9 protein-coding genes are annotated in these 12,086 nt (G+C 59.9%); 4 read left to right on the top strand and 5 right to left on the bottom strand.

Going from position 1 to position 12,086, the window contains the following annotated elements:
• Window positions 1-14: 14 nt before the first annotated feature.
• Window positions 15-500 carry an acyl-CoA thioesterase gene (locus tag E3O56_RS01915; RefSeq protein WP_003195747.1) on the bottom strand — a complete coding sequence of 162 codons (486 nt, stop codon included), beginning with the start codon at window positions 498-500 and terminating at the stop codon, window positions 15-17.
• 292 nt (window positions 501-792) lie between these two features.
• Here E3O56_RS01915 and E3O56_RS01910 point away from each other — a divergent pair, with 292 nt between their 5' ends.
• A complete protein-coding gene (locus E3O56_RS01910; RefSeq protein WP_248127720.1) occupies window positions 793-2,556 on the top strand; it encodes a cation:proton antiporter in 1,764 nt (587 codons plus the stop codon).
• A 16-nt stretch (window positions 2,557-2,572) separates the two neighbouring features.
• Here the strand turns inward: E3O56_RS01910 and E3O56_RS01905 are convergent, their stop codons facing one another.
• The 3 genes from E3O56_RS01905 to uvrD form a co-directional block, all read right to left on the bottom strand.
• Window positions 2,573-2,980, bottom strand: a complete 408-nt coding sequence (locus E3O56_RS01905; RefSeq protein WP_032878652.1) for an SMI1/KNR4 family protein — start codon at window positions 2,978-2,980, stop codon at window positions 2,573-2,575.
• A 135-nt stretch (window positions 2,981-3,115) separates the two neighbouring features.
• The gene (locus tag E3O56_RS01900; protein WP_032878653.1) at window positions 3,116-3,985 is read right to left on the bottom strand and encodes a Tim44 domain-containing protein; all 870 of its coding nucleotides are present in this window, start codon (window positions 3,983-3,985) and stop codon (window positions 3,116-3,118) included.
• Window positions 3,986-4,258: 273 nt separating this feature from the next.
• Window positions 4,259-6,442 carry a DNA helicase II gene (gene uvrD / locus E3O56_RS01895; protein WP_032878654.1) on the bottom strand — a complete coding sequence of 728 codons (2,184 nt, stop codon included), beginning with the start codon at window positions 6,440-6,442 and terminating at the stop codon, window positions 4,259-4,261.
• Window positions 6,443-6,721: 279 nt separating this feature from the next.
• Between uvrD and E3O56_RS01890 the strand changes: the two genes are divergently transcribed.
• The 3 genes from E3O56_RS01890 to E3O56_RS01880 all read left to right on the top strand — a co-directional run bounded on the left by E3O56_RS01890 (window position 6,722) and on the right by E3O56_RS01880 (window position 11,034).
• Entirely contained in the window at window positions 6,722-9,595 is a 2,874-nt protein-coding gene (locus tag E3O56_RS01890) for an EAL domain-containing protein (RefSeq protein ID WP_248127717.1), read from the top strand.
• Window positions 9,596-9,758: 163 nt separating this feature from the next.
• On the top strand, window positions 9,759-10,625 hold the full coding sequence (hexR, locus tag E3O56_RS01885; RefSeq protein ID WP_003177007.1) for a transcriptional regulator HexR: 867 nt from the start codon (window positions 9,759-9,761) through the stop codon (window positions 10,623-10,625).
• Between the two features lie 211 nt (window positions 10,626-10,836).
• On the top strand, window positions 10,837-11,034 hold the full coding sequence (locus E3O56_RS01880; RefSeq protein WP_078822668.1) for a hypothetical protein: 198 nt from the start codon (window positions 10,837-10,839) through the stop codon (window positions 11,032-11,034).
• Here the strand turns inward: E3O56_RS01880 and E3O56_RS01875 are convergent.
• Window positions 10,964-11,938 (bottom strand): LysR family transcriptional regulator, encoded by a 975-nt coding sequence (locus E3O56_RS01875; RefSeq protein WP_032878656.1) that lies wholly within the window; start codon window positions 11,936-11,938, stop codon window positions 10,964-10,966. The two genes, E3O56_RS01880 and E3O56_RS01875, sit on opposite strands and share 71 nt — an antisense overlap.
• Window positions 11,939-12,086 lie beyond the last annotated feature (148 nt).

Raw genomic sequence — 12,086 nt, 5'->3', positions numbered from 1 at the left:
CGTGGGTTTACAAATTACGGCGCGTCGGCTTTGATCTCCCGGTAACGCTTTTCCAGCTCCTGACGAATCTGCCGACGCTGCTGGGCCTGCACAAAGCGGCGCTTGTCCTCGCTGTTCTGCGGTTGCAGCGGCGGCACGGCGGCAGGTTTGCGCTGGTCGTCCACGGCCACCATGGTAAAGAAACAGCTGTTGGTATGGCGCACCGAGCGTTCACGGATGTTCTCGGTCACTACCTTGATGCCCACTTCCATCGATGTATTGCCGGTGTAGTTGACCGACGCGAGGAAAGTCACCAGTTCACCGACATGGATCGGTTCGCGAAAAATCACCTGGTCCACCGACAGCGTGACCACATAACGACCGGCATAACGGCTGGCGCAGGCGTAGGCCACTTCGTCGAGGTACTTGAGCAGCGTGCCGCCGTGGACATTGCCTGAGAAGTTAGCCATGTCAGGGGTCATCAGTACCGTCATCGACAGCTGGGCGTTTCCGGGTTCCATAGCACACTCACGGGTTGTAGGCATTGGTTGGGGGGAGGGCACCTCTGCGGGTGCTGGAGTCTTTGCAGCGCCATCCCTAACGGGACGCTGGTGGGCAGCTTGCCGTCACGCGTGCATCGATCTGTTTCCATATATTGCACCGGCTTTTCAGCAGAAGTCGCGGTGTTAACCTTCAAAAGCCCATCTCAGGGCATTTCTTACGATCAAGGCAGACTTTTCCTTCCGCTCTTTGCGACCGTACAAAGGCGGCCGGAAGTGGGAAAAGCGCTGGTACCTCAAGGAGTCCCTCGCCATGCACGCCATCAGCTTTATCCAGGACCTGGCCGTGATCATGCTGGTGGCAGGGGTTGTGACCATCCTGTTTCACCGCCTCAAGCAGCCGGTGGTGCTGGGCTACATCGTCGCTGGCTTTATTATCGGGCCGCATACCCCGCCGTTTGGCCTGATCCACGATGAAGACACGATCAAGACCCTGGCTGAGCTAGGGGTGATTTTCCTGATGTTCTGCCTGGGCCTGGAGTTCAGCCTGCGCAAGCTGTTCAAGGTGGGCGCCACGGCGTTTATCGCGGCCTTCCTGGAAATCGTCCTGATGATCTGGATTGGCTATGAGATTGGCCGCTGGTTCGACTGGAGCACCATGGACTCGCTGTTTCTCGGCGCGATCCTGGCGATCTCCTCGACCACCATCATCGTCAAGGCCCTCAATGACCTGAAGATGAAAGACCAGCGTTTCGCCCAGCTGATTTTCGGGGTATTGATCGTCGAGGACATTCTCGGCATCGGCATCATTGCCCTGCTGTCGAGCATCGCCGTCAGTGGCACGGTCAGCTCAGGCGAAGTGTTCTCCACGGTCGGCAAACTCTCACTGTTCATGATCGTCGCGCTGGTGATCGGCATTTTGCTGGTGCCGCGCCTGCTGGCCTACGTGGCCAAGTTTGAAAGCAACGAAATGCTGCTGATCACCGTATTGGGCCTGTGTTTCGGCTTCTGCCTGCTGGTGGTGAAGCTGGAGTACAGCATGGTGCTCGGCGCCTTCCTGATTGGCGCGATCATGGCTGAATCCCGTCAGTTGATTAAGATTGAGCGCTTGATCGAACCCGTTCGCGACATGTTCAGCGCGATCTTCTTTGTGGCAATTGGCTTGATGATCGACCCGCAGATCTTGCTGCAATACGCGTGGCCGATCGCCGTGATCACCGTGGCTGTGGTACTGGGCAAAATGCTCTCCTGTGGCCTGGGCGCTTTTATCGCTGGCAATGATGGTCGTACTTCGTTGCGGGTCGGTATGGGGCTGTCACAGATTGGCGAATTTTCTTTCATCATCGCAGCGCTGGGGATGACTTTGCAGGTGACCAGCGACTTCCTGTACCCGGTGGCCGTGGCTGTTTCGGCAATCACGACCTTGCTCACCCCCTACCTGATTCGCGGGGCTGACCCGCTGTCGTTGAAGATCGCAGCGGTAATGCCCAAGCGCATGAGCCGGGTATTCGGACTGTATGGCGAATGGCTGCGCAGCATCCAGCCCCAGGGCGAGGGTGCAATGCTGGCGTCGATGATCCGCAAGATCATCCTGCAAGTCGGGGTGAATCTGGCACTGGTGATCGCGATCTTCTTCGCCGGCAGTTTTTTCGCGGCGCGCATCGGCGGGTATCTGGAAGGCTGGATCAGTGATCAGAGCTGGCAGAAGGCGTTGATCTGGGGCGGGGCGCTGCTGTTGTCGCTGCCGTTCCTGATTGCGGCGTATCGCAAGCTCAAGGCGCTGTCGATGTTGCTGGCCGAGATGAGTGTGAAGCCGGAGATGGCCGGGCGGCATACCCAGCGTGTGCGAAGGGTGATCGCGGAGCTGATTCCGCTGCTCTCGCTGCTGATGATCTTCCTGCTACTGGCAGCCTTGTCGGCCAGCATTCTGCCGACCAACAAGTTGCTGGTGCTGATCGCCGTGGTCACGGCGGCTGTGGCTGCGGTGCTCTGGCGCTGGTTTATCCGGGTGCATACGCGGATGCAGGTGGCCTTGTTGGAAACATTAGATAACCACAAGGATACGCCGGAGCACTAAAGGTTGGGTGTGGGACTCAGCTTTCCAGCCAGACGTCCCGCGCCCAGTGCCACACCGATTCCCAGGATTCTTCGGTGACGATTTCTTCTTCGCCAGACCACAGCACCACGGTGCCGTCTTCTTCGACGCAGTAGTAGTCGTCACCGTCTTGGCAGATTGGGATCAGCTCACGAGGTACACCAAGGTCCCAGGCGTTTGCAGCCACTTCAGGCAGGTAGGTATGGGAGCCCGGGTCAGTAATGGTCACTGGCTCCAAGCTGCCGTACACCACATCACTGACGGTCAGCAGGAATTCCTTAAAGACGAACGGAATATTGATGAACAGCTGTTCTTCAACTTCCACCAGTTGGTCTTCGTCAGGCAGCTCCAAAGGAACCGGGACCGGTTCGTTGGCTTCACGCAATTGTTCGATGATTTCTTCCACGGCCGGGATCCTCTTGCTAGATGGCGCGGTTTATAGGGGCGTTTTATACAGTAGCTCGCTATAAGTGCAACCGTGAAATAGAAAACCCCGGACATGTCCGGGGTTTTTGTTACCGCTTGCTCAAACGCGTGAGTATCAGCTGTTCTGGCGGATACCGGCGACCAGCCATGGCTGGTTCTCGCCCTGAGCACGTTCCATGTTCCAGCTTTCGCTGAACACTTCGCCCTGGTCGAAACGCGACGACTTCGACACGCCGCTGAAGGTCAGGGTGGCGATAGTCTTGTCGGCACGATCATCCACACCTTCAAGCTGTACGCGCAGGTCGTCGATGTAGGTCGACTGGAACGCGTCGCCGATCTCGGCGCGTTCGCGCTTGAGGAACTCCAGCAGTTGCGGAGTCACGAACTCGGCAATCTTGTCCATTTCGTTAGCGTCCCAGTGCTGTTGCAGGGACTGGAAGTGGCTGCGGGCCGCTTCGACGAAACGCTCTTCGTTGAACCAGGCCGGAGCATTGATCACCGGACGGGCGGCGGCAGGTGCTGCCGAACCACCGAAGATCGAACCCATGGCTGGCTTCTGCTCGAACACTTCACGCTGCATCGGCGCGCCGGCTGGAGCAAGGTGCTCCTGCTGCTTGCGGCGACGGGCAGCGATAAAGCGGAAGATCACAAAAGCGATGACGGCCAGGATCAGGATGTCGAAGATCTGCATGCCCTGGAAGCCGCCGCCCATGAACATGGACGCGAGCAGGCCACCGGCGGCGATACCGGCCAGAGGGCCCAACCAGCGCGAAGCACCGCCGGCCTTGGCAGCAGCGCCAGCCGCACCGGCTGCACCCGCAGTTGCGGCAGCACCGCCGGCACCGGCGGAGGGAGCCATTTGACTGGTTTGGTGAGTCGGCGCTGCGCCAGAGCTTTTGCCGCCACCGAAGCGTTTGGCGTTGGCGTCCAGGCTCATCGTCAAGCCGATGCACAACGCCATGGCGATGCTAAGAAAACGTTTCATAAAGGGAATTCCCATTTGTGGATTGCACGCGCGCCATGTTGCACAGGTGTCGTGGCAGTGGCTAGCGGCATAATGTTTCGGGCTTTTGCGTAAGACCAAATCCGAAGGGTCTGTAGGACTAACTACAGATATTGGCCCGTGCTCTTCTAAAACAAGGGTGGGCCAATAATCTTCATGTTACGCAGTGTTTCTTATGGCGAGGGAGCTTGCTCCCGCTGGGCTTCGCAGCAGCCCCAAAAAACGGGCGAGCTGCCTCGCCACAAACAGCTCGCTTCAGACCGCTTCGAGCTTCGCGTAACCCATCATCAGCCACTTGCTGCCTTCGGCGAAGTTCACCTGCACCCGGGCCTGTGCACCGGCGCCTTCGAAATTGAGGATCACACCTTCGCCGAAGATCGCATGTTTGACCTGCTGGCCAAGGCTGAACGGGGTTTCAGGAATCTCGGAACCGGCAAACATAGTGCTGGAGTTCTGCTGCTGGCCGCCCCCGAACGGGCGACTGACGCTGTTGGACAGGCGCACTTCCTGGATCAAGCCTTTCGGCACTTCACGTACGAAACGCGACACCTTGTTGTAGGTCTCGCTGCCATACAGGCGCCGGGTCTCCGCGTAGGTCATCACCAGGTTCTGCATTGCCCGGGTAATGCCCACGTAGGCCAGGCGGCGCTCTTCTTCAAGGCGGCCGGGCTCTTCCAGGCTCATCTTGTGGGGGAACAGGCCTTCTTCCATGCCCACCAGGAACACATAGGGGAATTCCAGGCCCTTGGCGCTGTGCAAGGTCATCAACTGGATGCTGTCTTCATGCTCATCGGCCTGGGTATCGCCGGCTTCCAGTGATGCATGACCCAGGAAGGCGGCGAGCGGCGTCAGCTCTTCATCTTCCTCGGTGTTTTCAAAGGCGCGGGCAGCGCTGACCAGTTCCTCAAGGTTTTCTACCCGGGCCTGGCCTTTCTCGCCTTTTTCCGCCTCGTGGTAGGCGATCAGGCCGGACTGCTCGATCACGGTCTGGGTCATCAGGTGCAGGGGCATTTCTGCGCACTTGGCGGCCAGGTTCTCGATCAGCTCGACAAACACACCCAGCGCCCCGGCCGCACGGCCGGTCAAGCCTTTGTTGGCGATGAGCAAACGCATGGCTTCCCACATCGACACATCGGCATGGCGTGCATGGTCGCGGATCGCTTCAACGGTTTTCTCGCCAATGCCGCGGGCCGGGATATTGATCACCCGCTCCAGCGCCGCGTCGTTACCACGGCCTTCGAGCAAGCGCAGGTAGGCCATGGCGTTCTTGATTTCGGCACGTTCGAAGAAACGCTGGCCGCCGTAGATGCGGTACGGGATACGCTCGCGCAGCAAGGCTTCTTCCAGCACCCGCGATTGGGCGTTGGAGCGGTACAGAATCGCGATATCGCTACGGGCCAGCCCGGTTTTCAGCGCGCTTTCGATGGTTTCCACCACGTAGCGTGCTTCATCGTGTTCGTTGAACGCGGCATACAGGTTGATCGCTTCGCCTTCGCCGCCATCGGTCCACAGCTCTTTGCCCAGGCGCCCGGTGTTGTTGGCGATCAAGGCGTTGGCGGCCTTGAGGATCCCGGCGGTGGAGCGGTAGTTCTGCTCCAGACGGATGGTCACCGCGTCCGGGAAGTCCTCGGAATACTGATAGATATTCTCGATTTTCGCGCCGCGCCAGCCGTAGATCGACTGGTCGTCATCACCCACCACCATGAGGCTGTCGCCGCCCTTGGCCAGCAGGCGCAACCAGGCGTACTGCACGGCGTTGGTGTCCTGGAACTCGTCCACCAGGATGTGGCGGAAGCGCTTCTGGTAATGGGCCAGCAAACCGGGGTTGTCACGCCACAGGTCCAGCGCGCGCAGTAACAGTTCGGAGAAGTCGATCACGCCGGCGCGTACGCAGGCCGCCTCGTAGGCTTCATAAATGCTGCGCATGGTGGCCAGGAACAGGTCGCCGCTGGCCTGGATATGTTGCGGGCGCAGGCCCTCGTCTTTCTGGCCGTTGATAAACCACTGGGCCTGACGCGCCGGCCAGCGTTGTTCATCCAGGCCCAGTTCGCGGATCACCCGTTTGACCAGGCGTTGCTGGTCATCGCTGTCGAGGATCTGGAAGGTCTGGCTCAGCCCCGCTTCCTGCCAATGGGCTCGCAACAGGCGGTGCGCCAGGCCGTGGAAGGTACCCACCCACATGCCGGCCGGGCTGATGCCCATCAACTGCTCGATGCGATGGCGCATCTCGGCAGCGGCCTTGTTGGTGAAGGTCACCGACAGGATGGAATGCGGGGACGCGTTTTCGACCTGGATCAACCAGGCGATACGGTGCACCAGCACTCGGGTTTTACCGGAGCCAGCACCGGCCAGGACCAACTGACGGCCAACGGGGGCCGCTACGGCCTGGCGTTGGGCATCGTTGAGGGAGTTCAGCAAAAGAGAGAGATCATCGCGCATCGACGCATTCTATGGGCCTAAAGGGGCTCGGGCAAATCCCAATGCCCGGTGGTCGACGCAAAACACTTCGCACACCACCCAGCGGGCAAAAATTCTGTCGTGCGGGATGACCGGTTGGTCATGGGCCGCAGCCCGCGCCGCGTCTTGCTCGAGCTGTCTGGGCCAAAGGTTTGCGGCCCATTGCAGGCGGTTTTTTATGACGTGGGGCAGTTTGGCCCAGGCGCTTGCTTGTGTATGCTCCGTCGACGTTTCGGGCTCACCATTATAAGAACATCGCCTATGACCCTTAGCACTGATCTGTTTGGCCCCTCAGTGGCGCCCGCGCAGGTCATCCGCAAACACTATGCAACCCAAATGGCGGTCGAGCGCACACGCCTGCTGTATCAGGGCTCGTTGCTGCCGACGCTGCTGATGCTGGTCAATGGCCTGGTCTGCGCCTGGTTGTTGTGGAATCCCGAGCACTACCTGCTCGACAGTCTCTGGTTGCTCTGGTTACTCGCTCTGGTGGCGATGCGCGTGATCCAGGTGGCGGCTTTTGATTCGGCCATGCCCAGCCGCCAGGCCCAACCGGTGTGGCGGCGTATGTTCATGCTCGGCTCAGCGGTCAGCGGCCTGACCCTGTCCATTGCCGCCATCGCCCTGGTACCCGCCGACAGTTTCATGCATCAGGCCTGGGTGTTCGGCCTGATCGGCGCCGCTACCTTGTCGGCCAGCGTGGCCTATGCCGTGAGCCTTTGGGCCTTCCTGTCATTTGCCTTGCCCTGCCTGTTGCCGGCCATTATTTATCTTTTCTGCAATGGCACCCCACAGCAGCAGGGCTGGGGCGTGCTTGGCCTGATCCTGCTGGCGTCCCTGAGCCTGGTGGCGTGGCAGGTCAACCGCTTGATCCAGCGCGGGCTGTTGCGTCGCTTCCAGAACCAGGCCCTGATCGAGCACCTGCAGCAGGCCCGGCAGCGCAGTGAGCAGCTGAACCTGGAGCTGGTGCGTGAAGTCGAGCAGCGCCGCCAGGTCGAGCAGGACCTGCGCGAAGCCCAAATCGGCCTGCAAGACCGCGTGGCGCAACGCAGCCAGGAACTGGATGCCGCCAGCCTCGCCCTCAATACCAGCGAAGCGCGCCTGGCCATGGCCCTGCAAGCCAGTGAACTGGGCCTGTGGGACTGGAACCTGCAAACCGACGAAGTCCATCACACTCAGCTCAAGGAGCTGTTCGGCCTGGAGCCTGAATACGTCAAGGCGATGCTCAGCCACCTCAAGCCGCGCCTGCACCCCGACGACCTGCCATTGCTCAAGCACGCGCTGGTGGAGCACTTGAAAGGTCGCAGTGAGGATTATCAGGTGGAATACCGGATACGTCATGGCGATGGACATTGGATGTGGATCCAGGACCGTGGGCGTGCGGTAGAACGTGCGCCCAATGGCCGCGTCGTGCGGATGCTCGGCACGCGCCGCGACATCAGTGCCAGCAAGGCGCTGGAAGAACAGCAACGGCTCGCCTCGACGGTGTTCGAGGCGGCCAGCGAAGGCATCGTGATCCTTGATCCCGAGTACGCGCTGATCGCGGTGAACCAAGCGTTCAGCCGTGTCACCGGTTTTGACATCGACGACATGCTTGGTCGCAATGTCGTGGAGCTGCCCAGCAGTCGCGATGCGCGGCGCCACTTCCCGATGATCCGCCAGGCCCTGCTCAGCCATGGCACCTGGCAGGGCGAGCTGGTAGAAACGCGCAAGAACGGCGAGCTCTACCCGCAGTGGCTGCAATTGAATGTGGTGCGCGATGTTCGGGGAAACGTCAGTCATATTGTAGGCTTTTTCGCCGATCTGTCGGCACGGCGCGAATCCGAAGAACGTATGCGCTACCTCACTCACTATGACGAGCTGACCGGCCTGGCCAACCGTTCGCTGTTTCGCGAACGGCTGCACGAAGCCCATCAACGCGTGCGCCAGGGCGGGCGCAGCCTGGCGCTGCTGCATATCAACCTGGACCGCTTCAAGTTGCTCAATGACAGCCTGGGCCATGAAGTGGCCGACCAGTTGTTACAGAAAATGGCCCGGCGTTTGATCAATGCGCTGCCCGAAGCCGACACCATTGCGCGCTTGTCCGGCGATGAGTTCGCGGTGCTGTTCGATGCCTACGGCAATTTGTCGAGCCTGGCGCGCGTGGCGACGCGGCTGTTGGCGAAACTGCGGGTACCGGTAACGGTGGAGGGGCACGAACTGGTGGTCAGTGCTTCTATGGGGGTCAGCTTGCTGCCGGATAATGCGCGGGAGATCTCTGCGTTGGTCAGCCAATCGAATATGGCCATGCAGCACGCCAAGCATCTGGGCGGCAATAATTTCCAGTTTTACACCGACAGTTTGCAAGCCAGCACCCTGGAGCGTCTGCAGTTGGAAAACCACCTGCGCAAAGCGATCGAGGAGCGCCATCTGAGCGTGTTCTACCAGCCGAAGTTGTGCCTGGCGACCGGCAAGCTGAATGCCGCCGAAGCGCTGATTCGCTGGGAGCATCCGCAGTGGGGCATGGTGCCGCCGGGGGACTTTATCGGCCTGGCTGAAGAAACCGGCTTGATCGTGCCGTTGGGAGAGTTCGTGCTGCGCCAGGCGTGCTGGCAAGCTTGCGAGTGGCAGCGCCAGGGGCTGGCGCCGATTCGCGTGTCGGTGAACCTGTCGGTGCATCAGCTGCGTCAGGGCAAGCTGGTCAGCCTGGTGCGTCAGGTTCTGGAAGAGACCGGGCTGGACCCGCAATACCTTGAGTTGGAACTCACCGAAAGCCAGTTGCTCGATAGCGTTGAGCACATCATCGCCACTTTCCAGCAGTTGCGTGACCTGGGGGTGAAGCTGGCCATCGACGATTTTGGCACCGGTTATTCGTCCCTCAGTTACCTCAAGCGTATTCCTGTGGATTACGTGAAGATCGACCAGGCCTTTATCCGTGGCCTCGGTCAGGCGCGTGAGGATGCCGCTATCACGCGGGCGATCATCGCCATGGCCCATGGGCTGGCGCTCAAGGTGGTGGCCGAGGGCGTGGAGGATCAGCAGCAGCTGGATTTTCTGCGCGGTGAACAGTGCGATGAGGTGCAGGGTTATCTGATCAGCCCGCCAATGCACGCCGAAGGGCTGGCGGATTTGTTACGCAAAAATGCAGATTTTTCTTAACGCCGCGTTGGCCGCCTTTATGGCTACATGGCGTCTGCCTGCTGAAACCAGAGGGGAGCAGGGCGATTTAGTGATGCATCGAACGGGCAAAACGACAATTCTTGTAGTATAACTACAAGCTTGCTACATCCCTGGCACCTGCCAATAACAAGAGTCCTGCCCTTTGAACCTGTTGCAACATATCGCCCAGTCGCGCCACCTGTTACGCAAATCGGAACTCAAGGTTGCCGATCATGTGCTGCTTGACCCTGCGGCCGTGATGCACAGTTCCATGGCCGATCTGGCTCACAGCGTGGGTATCAGCGAGCCGACCATCGTGCGCTTCTGCCGCGCCATTGGTTGCTCCGGGTTTCAGGATTTGAAACTCAAGCTGGCGCAAAGCCTGGCGGCCGGCGCAAGCTTCGGCCAGTTTGCCATCCATGAAGACGACTCCGTCGCCGACTACAGCCTGAAAATCTTCGACACCACCCTGCACACCCTGATGGAAGTGCGCGAGAAGCTCGACCCGGTGGAGCTGCAAAAGGCTGTGACCGCGATGTCCCAGGCCCAGCGCGTCGAGTTCTATGGCTTTGGCGCTTCCGGCGCGGTGGCTGCCGATGCCCAGCACAAATTCTTCCGTCTGCTGCTGACGGCCGCGGCCTACAGCGACCCGCACATGCAGGCGATGTCGGCAGTGACGTTGAAGCCCACTGACGTGGCCATCTGTATTTCCCAGTCCGGTCGCTCCAAAGACCTGCTGATCACCGCCAACCTGGTGCGTGAAAGCGGCGCTTCGCTGATCACCCTGTGCCCGAGCCAGACGCCATTGGCGGAGCTGTCCACGGTTAACCTGGCGATCGACGTGCATGAAGACACCGAAATCTACACACCGCTGACCTCGCGTATTGCCCACCTGGTGGTGATCGACGTGTTGGCGATGGGCGTGGCCATGGCTCGCGGCCCGAGTCTGGTCAACCACCTCAAGAGCGTTAAACGCAGTTTGCGCAGCCTGCGTCTGTCACCCAAGTCCGTCAAAGCCCTGGACGACTAAATACCTGCACACAGAACTCAATGTGGGAGGGGGCTTGCTCCCGATAGCAGTAGGTCAGTCAATGAATCTGTGACTGAAACTCCGCTATCGGGAGCAAGCCCCCTCCCACATTAGATTCTCCATGCATCCAGAATCTTCATGAGGCTGTCATCCCCCCGTCATCCGTCGCGCCCATCCTGTACTCCCCCGTACTCGCATTGGGAGACTCCACATGACTCGGCATTACGAAGACAGCAACAGCACCGTCAAGACCCGTCGTCAGCAGGAAGACCAGCGCCGCATGGCGTTCCGTCGCGCCATCGAAGACCGTTGCGAAGAGCGCCAGTTGCTCCAGAGCATCAGTGACTACCCGGAACTCCATTGGCAGGCACCCGTGGCTGCCCAGCGAAACGCTCAGCCAGTGCGCTGATCTGCACCCGTTCGCTGCGGATAAAGCCCAGGAACGCATGGGCCACCGGTGACAGGCGTTTGGCCTTGGCCTGCACCAGGCACCAACTGCGGTACAGCGGCAGTTCTTCCACCGGCAGCTCTTTGAGCCCGCCGGTGGCCAGTTCCAGGTTCAAGGCGTGGCGCGTCAGCAGCGCCACACCCAAACCTGCGACCACGCACTCTCGTTGCGCCTCGGCCGAGGCCACTTCCACGGTCTGTGTGAAGTGCACGCGTTTTTCCTTGAAGTACTCTTCGCACGCCAGCCGCGTGCCGGAACCCGGCTCGCGGATAAGTAGCGTGTAAGGCTCCAGGTCTTGCAGGCGCAGCGGCCCTTGCAGGCTCAACGGATGATCCGGCAGCGCCACCGCGACAATTGGATTATTGAGAAACGGCAGGAATTCCAGGCCCATGTCCTGGGGCACCATGGACATGATCACCAGATCATCGCGGTTATCCGAAAGCCTGCGGATTACCTGGGCACGATTGACCACGGTCAGGTGCAGTTGCACTTCCGGGTGCTGGCGCTTGAAAGCCGCAAACAGGTGCGGCACGAAGTACTTGGCGCTCGATTCCACCGCCAGCTTCAGTTGGCCCTGCAGTGAGCCCTGCATATCCGATAGCTGCATATCGAGGTTTTCCAGGCGCCCGAAAATATCGCGACTGGCCCGTTGGAGGGCTTCGGCGGCCTCGGTCATGTAGAGCTTCTTGCCGACGTAATCGAACAGCGGTTGGCCGATCAGTTCTTCCAGCTGGCGGATTTGCAGGCTGACGGCCGGTTGCGTCAGGGACATTTCCTCGGCGGCACGGCTGTAAGAGCGCAAATCGCACACCTCATGAAAGATCTGAAGTTGCCTTAATGTCAGCCTCATCAATGACTTACGCATTATTTATCCCCTCTCAACCCCGGCCATACCGTCAACTATAAGTCTTTGCTTATGCATGACCCAATAATTATTGATTTTTGTTAATCCCTTGGCGGGCTTAGTGTGTGTCTCGCGACTGTCATGAAACATTTGGTCACGCGCCGACCCA

The sequence above is a fragment of the Pseudomonas sp. W2Aug9 genome, from assembly GCF_023127755.1.
Lineage (GTDB): Bacteria > Pseudomonadota > Gammaproteobacteria > Pseudomonadales > Pseudomonadaceae > Aquipseudomonas > Aquipseudomonas synxantha_A.
The sequence above is the reverse complement of the archived record's forward strand: the minus strand, read 5'-3'. Positions and strand labels throughout refer to the sequence as shown.

Coding starts and splice junctions, on each gene's coding strand:
- E3O56_RS01915 (WP_003195747.1), bottom strand. CDS start 500: ATGGAACCCGGAAACGCCCAGCTGTCGATGACGGTACTGATGACCCCT.
- E3O56_RS01910 (WP_248127720.1), top strand. CDS start 793: ATGCACGCCATCAGCTTTATCCAGGACCTGGCCGTGATCATGCTGGTG.
- E3O56_RS01900 (WP_032878653.1), bottom strand. CDS start 3,985: ATGAAACGTTTTCTTAGCATCGCCATGGCGTTGTGCATCGGCTTGACG.
- uvrD (WP_032878654.1), bottom strand. CDS start 6,442: ATGCGCGATGATCTCTCTCTTTTGCTGAACTCCCTCAACGATGCCCAA.
- E3O56_RS01890 (WP_248127717.1), top strand. CDS start 6,722: ATGACCCTTAGCACTGATCTGTTTGGCCCCTCAGTGGCGCCCGCGCAG.
- E3O56_RS01880 (WP_078822668.1), top strand. CDS start 10,837: ATGACTCGGCATTACGAAGACAGCAACAGCACCGTCAAGACCCGTCGT.
- E3O56_RS01875 (WP_032878656.1), bottom strand. CDS start 11,938: ATGCGTAAGTCATTGATGAGGCTGACATTAAGGCAACTTCAGATCTTT.